The following is a 16,065-nucleotide window of genomic DNA, read 5'->3' on the forward strand; positions in this document are numbered from 1 at the left end:
GCATGTCAGTGCTGGCGGTGAAGTCTGTGAAGTCTGTGATTCGACGGCCGGAGGGGCCGGTGGCCTTCGTCACCGGTCCCTCCGGCCGTTTGTTTTGCTAGCTTTGAGGGAGCCCGACGAGACGCGCCGTACCGGGACGCAGGCAAAGACGACGCACCCCCGTCCAGTCAGTGCGTATGTCCCGGAGGTGCCCGTCATGGCCTGGGTTCTGCTCGTCGTCGCCGGTCTGCTCGAAGTGGGCTGGTCGATCGGTATGAAGTACACCGACGGTTTCACCCGGCCGGTGCCCAGTGTGTTCACCGGTGCCGGCATCGTCGCCAGCATGGTGCTGCTCTCCTACGCCGCGAAGACCCTGCCCATCGGTACCGCCTACGGCGTGTGGGTGGGCATCGGGGCGGCCGGGGCGGCGGTGCTCGGCATGGTGGTGCTGGGTGAGCCCGTCACCGCCGCCCGGATCTTCTTCGTCTGTCTGCTGCTGGTCGCCGTGGTGGGTCTGAAGGCGACGTCAGGTCACTGACCGCGGCCGGATGCCCGGCCCGCGCGGTGCGGGTCGCCGTCTCACTGTCTCCGGGTGAACGCGGACATCGGTCCCATCGTGCCGGTGGTGCCGCTGCTGCCCGGGTCGCCGGGGGCGCCGCCGGACGCGGTGCCGCCGTCGGCCGTGCCGCCGTCGGCCGTGCCACCGGGGGCGCCGCCGCCCGATCCGGCGCCGTCCGAGCTGCCCGTGCTGCCGGTGCCGCCCGTGCCGCCCGTGCCGGTTCCGGCATCGGTGCCGCCGTCGGTCGTGGTGCCGCCCGTGCCGGTGCCGCCGGTGCCGGTCCCGGCGTCCGTGCCGCCGCCGGTGGGGCTGCCGCCGCCGGAGTCCTGGCCGCCGCCGGTCTGGCCCTGTGTCCGGCCCGGGTCGCCCTGGCCGCCGGTGCCGTCGGTGCCGGTGGTGCCCGTCGTGCCGGTGGTGCTGCCGTCGCTCGGAAAGCCGGTGCCGGGCTGGGACGAGGAGGGGGCGCTGGGCGGCAGGGTGCGGTCGGCGCCCGGTTCCAGCCGGAGGTGGAAGTCGGCGGCCGGCTCGTCCTTGAGGGCATTGCGGGTGTACTGGGCCCAGATCTCGGCGGACGGGCCGCCGCCGTTGATGCGGGCGAGGCCGAGAGCACCGTAGAGCGGCATGTGCTTGGCCGTCTCCGGGTCCTGGCCCATGACGGCGATGACCGTGGAGAGGTCGGGGGTGAAGCCGGCGAACCAGGCGGCGGTGTCCCTCTCGGCGGTGCCGGTCTTGCCCGCGGCGGGGCGGCCGGCGGCCTTGGCCGCGGTGGCGGTGCCGTTGTCGACGACGCTCTGCAGGATCGACGTGGTGGTGTCGGCGGCCTCGCGGCTGACGGCCTGCTCGGTCTGCCGGTCGGGCAGCTCGACGTTCTCGGTGCCGGCCTTGGTGATCTTGGCGACCAGGCTGAAGGTGGGGCGTTCGCCGTGGTTGGCGAGGGTGGCGTACGCCTCGGCCATGTTCAGCACGCTGGCGTTGGCCGTGCCGAGCGCGATGGACGGGTAGGGCTGCAGGTCCGTGGTGTCGGAGGGGATGCCGAGGTCGATCGCGGTCTGTTTGACCTTCTGCGGGCCGACGTCGACGGCCATCTGTGCGTACACCGCGTTGACGGACTTGTCGGTGGCGGTGCGCACGGTGATGTCGCCGTAGGAGACGTTGTCCTCGTTCTCGGGGGCGTAGGGGCCGCCGCTCCAGCCCTGGACGGGCCGTTTGTCGGTGCCGTCGTAGTAGGTGTTCGGGTCGATGGGCTGGCCGTCCTGGGTGGACGAGCCGTTCTCCACCGCCGAGGTGAACACGAACGGTTTGAAGGTGGAGCCGACCTGGAAGTCACCGCGGGTGGCGCCGTTGGTGTACTGCTTGACGTAGTCGATGCCGCCGTACATCGCGACGACCTTGCCGGTCTTGGGGTCGACGGAGGCGCCGCCCGCGCGGACGTAGGTGTCGACCTTGCGGTTCTTCTTGTCCAGCTTGGACATCAGCTGGTCGTCGACCGCTTTGACGAGGGCGTTCTGCTTGTCCTTCTGCAGGGTGGTGGTGATGCGGTAGCCGCCCGCGGCCAGTTCGTCGGCGCTGACGATGTCGTTGGTGGTGAGGTAGTGCTTGACCGCCTCGACGAGGTAGCCACGCTGTCCGGACAGTCCGGTGGACGTCGTCTGTTCCTTCGGCATCGGGAACTTCAGTCCGGCCCGTTCCGACCGGCTGAGCCAGTGCTTCTTGACCATGCCGTCGAGGACGTAGTTCCAGCGGTCCACGGCCTTGGCCTTGTTCTCGGGGCGGGCGACGACGTCGTACTCGCTGGGTGCGTTGACCAGTGCGGCGAGGTAGGCGGCGCGGGCCGGGTCGAGGTCCTTGGCGTCCACGCCGTAGTACGCCTGCGCGGCGGCCTGGATGCCGTACGCGTTGCGGCCGAAGTAGCTGGTGTTGAGGTAGCCCTCCAGGATCTGGTCCTTGGACTCCGTGCGGTCGAGCTTGATCGCGATGAAGAACTCCTTCACCTTGCGGGTGACGGTCTGTTCCTGCGCCAGGTAGTAGTTCTTCACGTACTGCTGGGTGATCGTCGAGCCGGACTGCTTGCCCTTGCCGGTGGCGGTGTTCCAGCCGGCGCGGAGCATCGCCTTGGGGTCGATGGCGGATTCGCTGTAGAAGTCGCGGTCCTCGGCGGCGAGTACGGCGTGCTGGGCGTCCTTGGAGATCTGGGCGAGGGTGGTGCTCTCCCGGTTGACCTCGCCGTCGCGGGCCAGTTGGCTGCCGTCGGCGTAGAGGAAGACGTTGCTCTGCTTGATGGCGAGGGCGTTCGCCGAGGGGATCTTCACCAGGGAGTAGCCGAGGAAGAACAGCCCGATGACCAGGAGTACGCCGATGACGGACGTGCCGAGGACCATGCGCCAGGTCGGCAGGAGGCGGCGCCAGCCGGTGCGCCCCGGCCTTTTGCCCCCCGCGTCGGGCGCCCCCTGCAGTTCTCCCGGTGCCCAGCCGTCGGTCGGCTGCTGCGGCTGCGGATCGTCGCTCATCTCGAACACGGACTCCTGATTCGCGTCGTACGTTTCCGTACGCCCTCGTAACGCCTTCTGCGCCCCCTGTTGAAGACTCTCGCACCTGGCGTTCCGTTCCCGGATTCCGGCACGCTTCCGCGGGGAAAAATGCGTGGTCCGCCACATCGCCGCCCATTAGGCTCCTGCGTTCGGTGTCGGGCGGTCCGGGAGGTCGGTGGGAGTGGGCGCGGGACGGTTGTATGCGGCCGTCGCGGCCGGCGGTTTCCGGCGATACGCGACGTATCGGGCGGCCACCGCGGCCGGGGTGTTCACCAACACCTGTTTCGGGATCATTCTCGTGTACACCTATCTGGCCCTGTGGGACGAGAGACCGCACCTGGGCGGCTACGACCAGGCACAGGCCGTGACCTATGTGTGGCTCGGGCAGTGCCTGTACGCGACCCTCGCCCTCCAGGGCGGCGGCGTCGAGAAGGACCTGATGGAGCGGATCCGCACGGGCGCGATCGCCATCGACCTGTACCGGCCGGCCGACCTGCAACTGTGGTGGCTGGCGAACGACTTGGGGCGGTCGCTGTTCCAGTTGCTGGGGCGGGGCGTGATCCCGTTCGTCTTCGGTGCGCTGTTCTTCCCGATGGCGCTGCCGCGTGACGCCGTCTCCTGGGCGGCGTTCCTGGTCGCCCTGGTGCTGGCGATGGTCGTCAGCTTCGGCATCCGCTATCTCGCGGCGCTGTGCGTGTTCTGGTTCCTGGACGGCATGGGGGTGTCGCAGGTCATGATGGTCACGGGGGTCTTCTGCAGCGGGATGACACTGCCGCTCAATGTCTTCCCGGGCGCGTTCGGCGACGTGGTGAGGGCCCTGCCGTGGGCGGCGCAGTTGCAGATGCCGGCGGACGTGCTGATGGGGGAGGCCGACCCGCTGGGCGCCTTCGCGTTCCAGGCGGCGTGGGCGGTGGCGCTGCTGGCGGCGGGGCGGCTGATGCAGTCGGCGGCGACGCGGCGGGTGGTGGTGCACGGTGGGTGAGCCCAGCCGTGCCCTGGACGGGCTGCGGGCCTACCGGCTGATCGCCGGGATGTGGATCCGGTCGACGATGGCCTACCGCGCGTCCTTCGCCCTGACGCTGGCCGGCAACCTGTTGGTGACCGGGCTGGACGTCGTCACGATCCTGCTGATGTTCTCGCAGGTCGACACGTTGGGCGGCTGGTCGCTGCCGGAGGTCGCGCTGTTGTACGGCCTGTCCGCGACGGCGTTCGGCACGGCGGATCTGGTGCTCGGCTCGATGGACGCGCTGGGCGCCCGGATCCGTGACGGTTCCGTCGACACCTTGCTGGTACGGCCCGCTCCGGTGCTCGCCCAGGTCGGCGCGGACCGCTTCGCGCCGCGCCGGCTGGGCCGGATCACCCAGGGCGCGCTGGTGCTGGGCTACGCGCTGGCCGCCGTGCACGTCGACTGGACCGTGGGGAAGGTGCTGCTGGTGCCGGTGATGCTGGTCAGCGGTGCGGCCATCTTCTGCGCGGTGTTCGTGGCGGGCGCCGCCTTCCAGTTCCTGGTGCAGGACGCGGCCGAGGTGCAGAACGCGTTCACCTACGGCGGCACCACGCTGTTGCAGTACCCGCCGAGCGTGTTCGGGAAGGACTTCGTGCGCGGGGTGACGTTCATGCTGCCGCTGGCCTTCGTCAACTGGGTACCGGCGAGCCGGCTGCTGGGCCGGCCGTATCCGCTCGGCCTGCCGGGGTGGACCGCGTTCGCGTCGCCGCTGGTGGCGGTGGCCTGCTGTGCGCTGGCCGGTCTCGCGTGGCGGGCGGGGCTTCGTTCCTACCGGAGTACAGGGAGTTAGCGCGTGACGGACGGCGACTTCACCGGAGGGGACCGGTCCGCGGGCCGGGGCCGCTCCGCCGAGCATGTCGGGCAGGGGCTTTCCGGCGAGGGGGGCCCTTCCGCCCGGGAGAGCGTTTCCGTCGACGGCGGCGACCGGGATCGTTCCGCGGGCCCCAAGGATCCTATGGATCCAGCCGGCCCCATGGACCCCATGGACCCCGTTGATCCCGTTGATCCCGTGGTCCGGGATCAGTCCGTGGACCCCGTCGACCGTGTCCCTTTCATCGAGTTGGACGGTGTGGAGAAGGTCTTCGACGTCCGCAGGAAGACCGGTTTCCTGCGGCGGGAGCGGCGCCAGGTGCGGGCGGTCGACTCGATCTCCTTCACTGTGGCGCGCGGCGAGATGGTCGGCTACATCGGCCCGAACGGCGCCGGAAAGTCGACCACGATCAAGATGCTCACCGGCATCCTGACGCCGAGCGGCGGGCGGCTGCGGGTGGCGGGCATCGACCCCTCGCGCGAGCGCAGGCGGCTCGCGCAGCGCATCGGGGTGGTGTTCGGACAGCGTACGACGCTGTGGTGGGACCTGCCGCTGATCGACTCCTACCGGCTGGTGCACCGGATGTACCGCATCCCCGACCGGCGTTACCGCGAGAACCTCGACCGCTGCGTCGAACTCCTGGAACTGGCCGACCTGCTGGACGTACCGGTGCGTCAGCTCTCGCTCGGCCAGCGGATGCGCGGCGACATCGCGGCGGCGCTGCTGCACGACCCCGAGGTGCTCTACCTCGACGAACCGACGATCGGCCTCGACGTCGTCTCCAAGGCCAAGGTGCGTGAATTCCTGCGCTCGCTCAACGCCGACCGGGGCACGACCGTGCTGCTGACCACGCACGACCTCCAGGACATCGAGCAACTGTGTTCCCGGGTGATGGTCATCGACCACGGGCGGCTGGTCTACGACGGCCCGCTCACCGGGCTGCACGAGGTGGCGCAGGGCGAGCGGACCCTGGTGGTGGACCTGGAGCGGGAGGTCCAGCCGATCGAGGTGCCCGGGGCCCGGGTGACCAAGGTGGAGGGGCCGCGGCAGTGGCTGGCCTTCCCGGCGTCCGAGTCGGCGGCGCCGCTGGTGGCGCGGATCGCCGCGGCCTACCCGCTGGCGGACCTGTCGGTGCGGGAACCGGACATCGAGCAGGTGATCGCCAGGATGTACGCCGGGGAGACGCAGGGAGCGGTCTCGTAGCCACCAGTTCGTGACCCGGTCGGCTCGTCGGACGCGAATCGACCGACGGCGTTGCTCGTTGGCTGGTCGCTGGTCGCTGGTCGCTGGTCGCTGGTCGCTGGTCGCTGGTCGCCGGTCGCTGGTCGGGCCCGGGGCCGGGGCCGTGAGCCGTCTCGTGGGTGCGGCGCGGTCGTCTCGTAGCACTGGGCCGGGCAGAACTCGTAGGCTGCTCGGTATGACCGACGAAGCCCCGGAGCTGCGTGCCTCCGACGCCGACCGTGAGCGAGTCGCCGAGATTCTGCGGGACGCCCTCGCGGAAGGGCGGCTCGACATGGAGGAGTTCGGCGAACGGCTCGACGCCGCCTACAAGGCGCGTACGTACGGAGAACTGGCCCCGATCACCCAGGACCTGCCCGTGAGCGGCGCGGTGGCGCCGACGCCCGCGGTCTCCATGCGCAAGGAGGCGGCACCGGACGGGAGTTGGACGGGCCGGATCGTGGGCGGCGAGGGCTCCTCGTCCTGGGCGGTCGCCGTGATGTCCGGGTTCCAGCGCAAGGGCCGCTGGACCGTGCCGCGCCGCTTCAACAGCTTCGCCTTCTGGGGCGGCGGTGAGATCGATCTGCGGGAGGCGGACTTCGCGGACCGCGAGGTCGTGATCAACTGCATTGCGATCATGGGCGGTATGCAGGTCGTCGTGGGGCCCGGGGTGGAGGTCGTGGTGCGCGGCATCGGCATCATGGGCGGCTTCGACCACCGGGAGGAGGGCGTACTCGGTGACCCCGGCGGCCCGCGCGTGATCGTGACCGGCTTCGCCTTCTGGGGCGGTGTCGGCGTGGAGCGCAAGGTCACCCGTGCGGAGCGGCAGCGGCTGAAGGAGGAGCGCCGGCAGCAGCGGCTGGACCGGCGCGCGGAGCGGCGCGAACTGCCCGAGGGCGGGCGCGGCGGGCACGGCCACCACTACTACCGGGACGACCGGGAGCGGCGCCGCCACGGGGAGCACTGAGGACCGGGTTCCGGCGGCTGTACTCGCCGCTGTCGTTGCCCTCGTCGTTTCCGCTGTCGGCTGTCGGCTGTCGGCTGTCGGCTGTCGGCTGTCGGCTGTCGGCTGTCGGCTGTCGGCTGTCGCTGTGCCCGGCCGGCCGGGCGGGCGGGCGGCTACAGCGCCGCCTGGCGCGCGCCCTTGAGATCCCGCAGGTCGAAGGTCTCGGCCATCGCCCGGTAGCCCCGGTCGTCGGGATGCAGATGGTCGCCCGAGTCGTACTCCGGGCGGAGCCGGCTCGGGTCTGCCGGGTTCCGCAGCGCGGCGTCGAAGTCGACCACCGCGTCGAAGACGCCGCCCGCCCGGATCCGGGCGTTGACCTTCTGGCGGACCAGTTCACGGGCGGGGGTCGACCCCCGGTGGCCGGCGAAGGGCATCAGGGTGGCGCCGACGGCCTTGAGGCCGCGGGCGTGGGCCCGGCGGACCAGGGCACTGAGCCCGTCGACGATCTTGCCGGGGTCGGCGAGTCGCGGGTTGCGGAGGATGTCGTTGACGCCGAGGCCGATGACGACGACCTTGACGTTCGTACGGCCGAGGACGTCCCGCTCGAAGCGGTCGAGCCCGCTCTGGTTGTCAGGGGGCCGGCCGTATCCGCCGGCCAGGAGCTGGTTCCCGCTGATGCCCTCGTTGACGACGCTGTAGCGGGGCACGTCGCCGCCGTTCCGGACGGCGGCGCGCAGCCGTCGCGCGAGGAAGTCGGTCCAGCGGTGATCGGCGCTCTCGGTGGCGGTGACCCCGTCGGTGAGCGAGTCGCCGAGGACGACGACCGTCCCGTCGGACTCGTTGCTCAGCACGTCCACGGCCGTCAGGTAGCGCCAGGCCGAGGTCTGCCCGGTGTAGGGGGCGGCCGTCGGGTCCTCGGTGCGATCGCCCTGCGCGAGGTAGGAGAGCTGCCGCGCCTGCGGATGGTAGGTGACCGGGCCCGACGCGCTGGGGGAGTAGGTGGTGACCAGGATGTCCGCGTCGCGCGGGACGGCCAGCCGTACGGCGTCGCTCAGCACCTGCCCGCCCGGCGGGATGACCACTCCGGTGCCGCCGCCGAAGGTGAGCTGCCGCATCGTCCCCGCCGCGGCGGCCGCACTGCCGTCGGCGGCGGCGACCGCGAGCGACGCGTGCGAGAGGATCAGCGCCGACCGGCCGTAGAGGTTGGACAGCGTGATCCGGGCGCTGGTGCCACTCACGCTGGTGTGCACCACGTTGCGCACCGAGAGGCCCGCCATGCCCAGCATCTCCGTACCTGGCTCGGCGCCCGCGGGCGCCGCGGACCAGGTGCCCACCCAGGTGCCCGCGGAGGCGGGGGCGGCGGCCGTGGGGCCGTGGTAGGGACGGTGCGAGGCGACGACGGTACGGGGCAGGCCGTCGTCGACGGCGACGCCGGCCCAGAGGGCGGCGGACAGCCCCACGACCAGCGCGATGACGGCGCTGAGCAGGACGTGTCCAGGACGCCTGGTCATGCTTGTGGTGTTCTCCTCGGCGAAGGGAGCCCTGGGCTCCGGTCCGATGAGCCCATGATGTGTCATGGACCGGGGTGATCTGACAGGACCCTGTCCAAACCCCCGCGCAGACGGACGACGGGAACTCTTGTTCCGTTCCAGGAGTCGGTCAGGAAGGGACAATGTGTGCGGGATCACCGAACGGGTGGAGCGAATGGACGGCACGGAGGACGGCGCGCAAGAAGGTACCGCGGCGCGCACATCGGACCAAACCGGTACGTCTGAGCAGGCACGTACGGCTGACCGGGCGCGAGCGTCGGACGACGCCGGGGGGTCCGACCGGGCGCGAGCGTCGGGTCCGGCGCGCGCGGACGAGCGGCCGCGGACGTCCGACCCGGCGAGCACGGACGAGCGCCCGCTGACGTCCGACCCGGCGAGCGCGGGGGAGCGGGCACTTCCGTCCGGCCCGGGGAAGACGGGCCCTGCGGGGGGCCCGGCCGAGACAGGCACAGCGGCGGGCCCGGCCGAGACGGGCACCGCGACGGAACAGCCGACAACCGAACAGCCAGCGACGGGACAGCCGACGACGGGACAGCCAGCGACGGGACGGACGGCGGGCAAGGTGGCGCCCGAGTCCGCCGCGCAGCGCACCTACCGCGCCATGACCGCGTTCACCCCGGCCGACGCCGAGCGGCAGCGCGGGGTGCGGCGCATGAAGCTCACGGCGACCAGCCTGCTGCTTCTCGTGGCCGTGGTGTACCTCCTCGCGCGATGGGCGGGGAACTCGGGCGCGGGCCCCTGGGCGGGCTATGTCGCCGCGGCGGCCGAGGCCGGCATGGTCGGCGCGCTCGCCGACTGGTTCGCGGTCACCGCCCTCTTCCGCCATCCTCTGGGCCTGCCCATCCCGCACACCGCGATCATCCCCACCAAGAAGGACCAGCTCGGCATCTCCCTCGGCGAGTTCGTCGGCGAGAACTTCCTTTCCGGGGACGTCGTACGGCAGCGGCTGCGCACCGTCGGCATCGGCAGCAGACTCGGCGCCTGGCTGGCCGAGCCCGAGCACGCGGACCGGGTGACGGCGGAGCTGGCGACGGCCCTGCGCGGCGCCCTGACCGTGCTGCGGGACTCCGATGTCCAGGCGGTGGTCGGCGAGGCCATCACGCGCCGCGCCGACGCCCAGGAGATCGCCCCCGGCATGGGCAAGATGCTGGAGAAGATCGTCGCGGACGGCGGTCACAAGCGGTTCGTGGACCTGATCGTCGGCCGGGCGCACGACTGGCTCGTCCTCCACGACGAGCAGGTCATGGACGCCGTCCAGGGCGGTGCCCCCGGCTGGACCCCGCGGTTCGTCGACAAGAAGGTCGGCGAACGGGTCTACAAGGAACTGCTGCGCTTCGTCACCGAGATGCGGGACATGCCTTCCCACCCCGCGCGCGGGGCGCTCGACCGCTTCCTCGGTGACTTCGCCTCCGACCTGCAGTCCGACACGGACACCCGGGCGCGCGTGGAGCGGATGAAGGGGGAGGTGCTGGGCCGCGGCGAGGTCCAGGACCTGATCGCCTCCGCCTGGACGGCCGTACGATCCATGATCGTCTCGGCGGCCGAGGACGAGCGCAGCGAGCTGCGGCTGCGCGTCCGTGCCTCGCTGCTGTCCCTGGGCGCCCGCATGGCCACCGAGCCGAACATCCAGGAGAAGGTCGACAGCTGGGTCGAGGACGCGGCCGTGCACGTCGTGTCGACGTACCGCAAGGAGATCACCTCCCTGATCACCGACACCGTGGCCGGCTGGGACGCCGAGCACACGACCCGCAAGATCGAGGCCCATATCGGCCGTGACCTGCAGTTCATCCGGATCAACGGCACCGTGGTGGGTTCCCTGGCCGGCCTGTTGATCTACACGCTGTCGCGGGCGCTCGGCGCATAGCCGGCGCGGTGGCGCAGGGGCGGTGGCGCCGAGGCGGCGGACCGGGTGGCTTGCGGTGTCGAGGAAATCGACCGGTTCGACCGGGTTCTTTCGGCGGCGCATCGGGACACGGGCGCCCCGGAGTGGCGACGGATCGGGCCGGGACTCGTTGTCCCGGTGTCGCGGCGTGACGTCGTCGCGGCACCGCGACGACGAGGGAGCCCGTGCCCATGACCGCTGCCGAGGCCGCCGCCGGCCGGACCGTCACCACCGCCGTACCCGCCAGGCTGGACCGTCTGCCCTGGTCGCGCTGGCACTGGACGATCGTGATCGGCCTGGGCACCGTCTGGATCCTGGACGGCCTGGAGGTCACGGTCGTAGGCAACATCGCGAGCCGGCTGTCCGAACCCGGCAGCGGGCTGGCGATCACCTCCGGCGAGGTCACCGGTGTGGCCGCCGCGCTGTATGTGGCCGGTGCCTGCTCCGGCGCCCTGTTCTGGGGCCGTCTGACCGACCGCTACGGCCGCCGGCAACTCTTCATGATCACCCTCGGGGTCTATCTGGCCGCCACCGCGCTGACCGCGGTCTCCTTCTCCTCCTGGTGGTTCTTCCTCTTCCGGTTCCTGACCGGCTTCGGCATCGGCGGCGAGTACGCGGCCATCAACTCGGCGATCGACGAACTGATCCCGGCCTACTACCGCGGCCGGGTCGACCTGCTGATCAACGGCAGCTTCTGGCTGGGCGCGGTCGGCGGTTCGCTGCTGTCGATCGTGGCGCTGAACACCGACATCCTGCCCGCGGACGTCGGCTGGCGGCTGACGTTCGCGCTGGGCGCCGTACTCGCCCTGGTCATCCTCCTCGTACGACGGCACGTTCCCGAAAGTCCCCGCTGGCTGCTGATCCACGGCCGGGAGCAGGAGGCGGAACGGACCGTCGCCGCCATCGAGCGGCGGATCACAGAGCAGCGGGGCGAGCCGCTGCCCGAGCCGCACGGCGAACTGGTCATCCACCAGCGCAGCGGCATCAGCTTCCGGGAGATCGCCCGCACCATCTGCCACGACTACCGCAGACGCGCGGTCCTCGGCTTCGCCCTCTTCATCGGCCAGGCGTTCCTGTACAACGCGATCACCTTCGGCTTCGGCACGATCCTGACCAGGTTCTTCGCGGTGCCCACCGGTGACACCGGGTACTACTTCGCCGTCATCGCGGTCGGCAACTTCCTGGGCCCGCTGCTGCTCGGCAAACTCTTCGACACCGTGGGCCGCCGGGTGATGATCTCCTCGACGTATCTGCTCTCCGGGGTGCTGCTGTTCGGCACGGCCTGGCTGTTCGGCCGGGGCACGCTGAGCGCCCTCACGCTGACGGCATGCTGGTGCGCGGTGCTGTTCTTCGCGTCGGCGGGCGCCTCAAGCGCCTATCTGACCGTCTCCGAGATCTTCCCGATGGAGACCCGGGCGATGTCCATCGCCTTCTTCTACGCGCTCGGCACCGCGGCCGGCGGGATCAGCGGCCCGCTGCTGTTCGCCGAACTCACCGGCACCGGCCGGGTCGGCGACACGGTCATCGCCTTCCAGGTCGGCGCGGCCCTGATGTGCGCGGCCGGGCTGGTCGCGGCGGCCCTGGCGGTACCGGCGGAACGACGGGCCCTGGAGGACATCGCGCGCCCCCTGACGGCAGCGGACTGACGGACCGGGGCCCGCCGGACGGCCGCCCCCTCGCGAACGGTTCAGGCGCCGGTGGTCGATCCCAGCCGGATGGCTCAGGCCCGCCGGTCGGCGACGGCCCAGGAGGCGAGGGCGACAGCCCCCGCGGCCCCGAACACGGACGGCCAGGCGCCGACCTTCTTCGCCAGCGGATGCGACCCGGCGAAGGCGGCGACGTAGGCGGCGCCGAGCGCCCCCGCGGCCTTCGGTCCGGCCGCCCTGTGCCACTGTTGCGCGGCAGCGGCGCCCGCGACGGCCAGTACGGCCCCGCCGAGTTGCCGCTTCTTCGTCCAACGGGCAACGCCGTACCCCCCGACGAGCCCGCCCGCGGCGATCACCGAGCTGGGAACCTTGGCCATGTCTGCCTCCTTATGTCACTGCTCCTGAGGCTAACGCCGCGGCCAGGGAAGAAACCGAACCTGAGTCAGTCCCTATCAACTTTCCGTGCGTCGGGGCCTCAGGAGGCCAGGCCGATGACCTCAGACCCGGTCCAACGGCCGATGCGGCCCCTCCGGTAGCTCCACCTCGACGGTGTCGCCCGGGCGTACCCGGCCGCCCTCCTTCACGACGCTCATGATTCCGGCCTTGCGTACGAGGTTCCCGTCCGCGTCCCGTCCGACGACCCGCTTCAGCAGCCCGCTGCGGAAGCCGTCGATCTGCACACACGGATTGCGCAGCCCGGTCACCTCGACCACGGCCTCGGCACCGATCTGCAGAAGGGTCCCCACGGGCAGCCCCAGCAGGTCGAGTCCCCGGGTGGTGATGTTCTCCCCCAACTCCCCGGGCCCCACCTGGAAGCCGGCCTCGCCGACCTCCGCGAACAGCTCCTCGTGCATCAGGTGCACCTGCCGCAGATTCGGCTGCGTGGGGTCCTGTGCGACGCGCGACCGATGCTTGACGGTCACCCCGGAATGCACATCCCCTTCGACGCCGAGCCCGGCGAGGAGGGTGATGCTGTCCCGGTTCGGTTTGGTGAACGAGTACTCGCCGTTGCTGCTGACGGCCGCCACGATCCCCTGCATATGGAACCCCCTGTTCGCGTCAGGCCCTTATAGTGCCCCGCCGCTCTTAGGATCCGAAGGGGCGGACCGCTCAGAGCTTGGGCTCGACCGGGGAAGGCAGTTTGTCCGCCCAACCTCCCAGGGCCGCGACCGCGATGCGGCGGGTCTCGCCGTCGACGGCTGTCTCCTTGAGGAGGGTCCGGTCGGCGTTGGGGGAGGAGAGTTCCCGGTAGAACTGGAGATCTTCGAAGCCGTTGACCGCGACATCCCGGCTGGTTGCGGCGTATACCAGACGAGGAACGCGGGCCCAGTAGCAGGCAACCAGGCACATGGGGCACGGTTCGCTGCTGGAGTACATCACGGCGTCTTCCATGATGTGGCGGTCGAGTTTCTCACCAGCGGCCCGCAGAGCCATGACCTCAGCGTGAGCCGTGGGGTCTCGTCGTTCGACCACCGAACTGGTACCTGTGGCCACGACTTCGCCTTCGATGACGATGAGCGCGCCGAAGGGGGTTTTGCCTTCGTCTTCCAGGGCGTGTCGGGACAACTCGATGGCCTGGGCGAGGAATGCCTGGTCGTCATGGCTCTGAGGAAAATAGGGCATGTCGTCTCCAAGTCTCCAACTGGGCTTGCCACGCTGGACTCACATGTAGACGGAAGGATCGGCGTCGCCGAAGGGACCGTCCAGATTCATGTCGTAGCCGGTCAGGGGAGTAGTGGCGCCTGCCGTGTTGACGATGTTCAGTGCCAGCCCGGCTCGGTCGTGATTGGTCCAGTCGCCGTTGTCGAACAGTTCGACCATATCCGGGATGGGGGCGGTGGGCTGGTCGTTGCTGAGTATGAGGCGGTGGATCCGGGGCGCGGGCTGGTTATGGGCGCAGAGCAGGACTCTGGCGGCCGACAGACGATGGTGCCATTCGTCGAAGGCCCGGTCGACGGCGGCGGGCCGGGCAGGAGCGTCGGTGGCGAGGGGGAGACTGTGCAGGAGGATGCGGGTGATGGTGATGCGGTCACGACGACGCAACTGGGCCACCATGAGGCCGTGGTCTATTTCGTTCCGCAGGGTTGCGAAGTGCGGCTGGAGCCAGGCTTGGTCGCACTGCACGACCACGGCGGCCGTCACCTCTGCTGACTGAAGGACGGCCATACGCTCGCGCCAGGCTGTCACGTCTATGGCTGGGGCGGTCATGGTCCCTCCCGGGTATGCCGGCCAACCAGCGTCAGGACCGACAGACCAGCGGTGATGGTGTCAACAGGTTCGCTCTCCCCGGCGGCGCCGGGCAGGATGCGGACGGCCAGTCGAGCGGCCGCGTTCAGAGCAGCAGCGGGCAGCGCGCGTAGGAAGGCGCGCAGTTCGGTGTCGTCGTCGTCCACGGTGAGTGGGGCCAGACGGCAGGCGATGGCGAGGATCATCGCAGCTGGCCGCTGATGCGGTTCGACGTAGGGCGCCGGAACACCGTAGGTGTGACCGCCGCGCGCGTTGTGTATCTCCGCGCTGGGTGAGTTCGGCGGATTGGTGCGGCTCACCAGGCTGAGCAGAGCTTCGCGGGCCTGCGAGGCCGTGGTGAAGTATCGGTGAGTGGCGAAGGTGCGCACGTATGCGCCCAGCAACTGATGGTCCGGGGTGAACTCCGGGCGAATGAGCTCAGGAGGATGGGGCAGGCGCGCGTCGCGCAGGGTGGCGAGAGCGGTGACGGAGGCCAGGGCCCAGAAGTGGTCGTACTCCGCTACGTTGCTGAACACGGCCCGGCCCGTGTCAGCTGCGGCGTTGGAGACGGCCTCGGTCTCGTCGAACAGAGCCGCACGCAGTTGGGTGAGGATGGAGTCGCCGTCCCAGTAGTTGCCCATGAACTTGGTTCCGGTGAGGATCTCGTAGGTCCCGTACAAGGCGCTTGCCTGATGTGCGCCGTGAAATTCCGCGAAGTCGCTGCTCCACAGCAGGGCCTGGAGGGGGTCCGAAAGGAGGGTGCCGAGTTCGTCCTGGGCCGTGGCGGACTTCGGGTCGGGATCGACGCTGCGGAGGATCCTCAGGCGTGCATCGGTTGACAGGGCGACCAGTTCGCGTGCCGCGCGGTTGGAGGCCACGCCTCGTACCGACATCAGCAGCGCGGTGTTGGCGAGCCATGCCAGGTACCTGCTGAGTGCACCGAGCGGAGGGGCTGGAGCGCGCAGGCTGCGGCAGTGGCGGATCACTGAGTCGACCAGTGTGTTCGCGCAGGTGCTCACCTGGATCGGGTCGGCCCCGCTGACCAGGGAAGCGCGGGTGAGACGGTGCAGGATGTCGATGTGGAGGGCAATTGTCCGCTCGGTTGCCGCTGTCGGAACCTCGGCCTCGACTAACTGGTCCACCAGGTGCCGGATGGCAGTCGGGTCGTTGCTCGCCGCCGCCTGGCTGAGGGCTCCCAGGTAGGAGCTGATGACGGGGTCGTTCCGTAACTTGTGATGAGCGGCACGGTCGACACCCTGCTGGGCCAGTGCCCCAGCCAGAGTGCGGCGCAGTAGCCGATTCCGCCCGCCCACACTGGCCAGGCCGAACAACTGGATGAAGGAGAAGATCCCAAAGATGTTGGCGAGGAGGAACAGCAGCGCGCCATAAGTGGCGCTGACGCCGTTGTTGCCCAGTAACCCGCAGGCTGTGAACAGAGCCGCGAACCAGCCGATGAGCACCCACTCGCGGAAGGCGATGTGGCTGTCGATCGCGCGCAGGGACGGCCAGGAACTGGCTGCGGAGAATGTGAGCGCGAAGATCACTGCCTCGCCGGTCAGCAGGGTGGCGAAGAAGGCGATGCTGAACTGGGTTGCGTCCACGACGCCGTCTGGCTCGCGCGGATACTCCAGTGCGACGAATCCGAGTGCCGCAGCACATACGAACAGCACGATCTGCCTGTGTGTCTGCACTGCCGCCCTGCTCATCCTCCCGC

General features: G+C 70.3%; 14 protein-coding genes and 1 riboswitch. Of the genes, 7 read left to right on the plus strand and 7 right to left on the minus strand.

The features are described 5' to 3' along the window. The first annotated feature begins 96 nt into the window (after window positions 1-96). A riboswitch (guanidine-III (ykkC-III) riboswitch) is annotated at window positions 97-158 on the plus strand. Between the two features lie 38 nt (window positions 159-196). After that, window positions 197-517 carry a DMT family transporter gene (locus ACFYPJ_RS00660; RefSeq protein ID WP_389008278.1) on the plus strand — a complete coding sequence of 107 codons (321 nt, stop codon included), beginning with the start codon at window positions 197-199 and terminating at the stop codon, window positions 515-517. 41 nt (window positions 518-558) lie between these two features. Here the strand turns inward: ACFYPJ_RS00660 and ACFYPJ_RS00665 are convergent, their stop codons facing one another. Beyond that, the gene (locus ACFYPJ_RS00665) at window positions 559-3,045 is read right to left on the minus strand and encodes a transglycosylase domain-containing protein (protein WP_389008281.1); all 2,487 of its coding nucleotides are present in this window, start codon (window positions 3,043-3,045) and stop codon (window positions 559-561) included. 202 nt (window positions 3,046-3,247) lie between these two features. On the opposite strand from ACFYPJ_RS00665, the gene ACFYPJ_RS00670 reads away from it, so the two are divergent. The 4 genes from ACFYPJ_RS00670 (at window position 3,248) to ACFYPJ_RS00685 (ending at window position 7,068) form a co-directional block, all read left to right on the plus strand. Then, window positions 3,248-4,048, plus strand: a complete 801-nt coding sequence (locus tag ACFYPJ_RS00670) for an ABC transporter permease (protein WP_389008284.1) — start codon at window positions 3,248-3,250, stop codon at window positions 4,046-4,048. Window positions 4,049-4,097: 49 nt separating this feature from the next. After that, complete coding sequence (locus ACFYPJ_RS00675; protein WP_389010042.1) at window positions 4,098-4,862, plus strand: ABC transporter permease; 765 nt, start codon at window positions 4,098-4,100, stop codon at window positions 4,860-4,862. A 192-nt stretch (window positions 4,863-5,054) separates the two neighbouring features. Then, window positions 5,055-6,086, plus strand: a complete 1,032-nt coding sequence (locus tag ACFYPJ_RS00680) for an ATP-binding cassette domain-containing protein (RefSeq protein ID WP_389008287.1) — start codon at window positions 5,055-5,057, stop codon at window positions 6,084-6,086. Window positions 6,087-6,300: 214 nt separating this feature from the next. Beyond that, window positions 6,301-7,068 carry a DUF1707 domain-containing protein gene (locus ACFYPJ_RS00685; protein ID WP_389008290.1) on the plus strand — a complete coding sequence of 256 codons (768 nt, stop codon included), beginning with the start codon at window positions 6,301-6,303 and terminating at the stop codon, window positions 7,066-7,068. A 152-nt stretch (window positions 7,069-7,220) separates the two neighbouring features. Here the strand turns inward: ACFYPJ_RS00685 and ACFYPJ_RS00690 are convergent, their stop codons facing one another. Then, on the minus strand, window positions 7,221-8,558 hold the full coding sequence (locus ACFYPJ_RS00690) for an SGNH/GDSL hydrolase family protein (RefSeq protein ID WP_389008293.1): 1,338 nt from the start codon (window positions 8,556-8,558) through the stop codon (window positions 7,221-7,223). Window positions 8,559-9,198: 640 nt separating this feature from the next. Between ACFYPJ_RS00690 and ACFYPJ_RS00695 the strand changes: the two genes are divergently transcribed. Next, a complete protein-coding gene (locus ACFYPJ_RS00695; RefSeq protein WP_389010045.1) occupies window positions 9,199-10,461 on the plus strand; it encodes a DUF445 domain-containing protein in 1,263 nt (420 codons plus the stop codon). A gap of 209 nt (window positions 10,462-10,670) precedes the next feature. Next, window positions 10,671-12,125, plus strand: a complete 1,455-nt coding sequence (locus ACFYPJ_RS00700; RefSeq protein WP_389008296.1) for an MFS transporter — start codon at window positions 10,671-10,673, stop codon at window positions 12,123-12,125. Window positions 12,126-12,199: 74 nt separating this feature from the next. Here the strand turns inward: ACFYPJ_RS00700 and ACFYPJ_RS00705 are convergent, their stop codons facing one another. From ACFYPJ_RS00705 to ACFYPJ_RS00725, 5 genes are all read right to left on the minus strand, one after another. Next, complete coding sequence (locus ACFYPJ_RS00705; RefSeq protein WP_389008299.1) at window positions 12,200-12,502, minus strand: hypothetical protein; 303 nt, start codon at window positions 12,500-12,502, stop codon at window positions 12,200-12,202. Between the two features lie 120 nt (window positions 12,503-12,622). Then, entirely contained in the window at window positions 12,623-13,165 is a 543-nt protein-coding gene (locus ACFYPJ_RS00710; protein ID WP_389008302.1) for an MOSC domain-containing protein, read from the minus strand. Between the two features lie 70 nt (window positions 13,166-13,235). After that, entirely contained in the window at window positions 13,236-13,748 is a 513-nt protein-coding gene (locus tag ACFYPJ_RS00715; protein ID WP_389008304.1) for a nucleoside deaminase, read from the minus strand. A gap of 39 nt (window positions 13,749-13,787) precedes the next feature. Continuing rightward, complete coding sequence (locus tag ACFYPJ_RS00720; protein ID WP_389008307.1) at window positions 13,788-14,333, minus strand: hypothetical protein; 546 nt, start codon at window positions 14,331-14,333, stop codon at window positions 13,788-13,790. After that, the gene (locus tag ACFYPJ_RS00725; protein WP_389008310.1) at window positions 14,330-16,042 is read right to left on the minus strand and encodes a hypothetical protein; all 1,713 of its coding nucleotides are present in this window, start codon (window positions 16,040-16,042) and stop codon (window positions 14,330-14,332) included. Before ACFYPJ_RS00725 ends, ACFYPJ_RS00720 begins: the two co-directional genes overlap by 4 nt. Between the last annotated feature and the right edge of the window lie 23 nt (window positions 16,043-16,065).

Source organism: Streptomyces sp. NPDC006012, assembly GCF_042871185.1.
Lineage (GTDB): Bacteria > Actinomycetota > Actinomycetes > Streptomycetales > Streptomycetaceae > Streptomyces.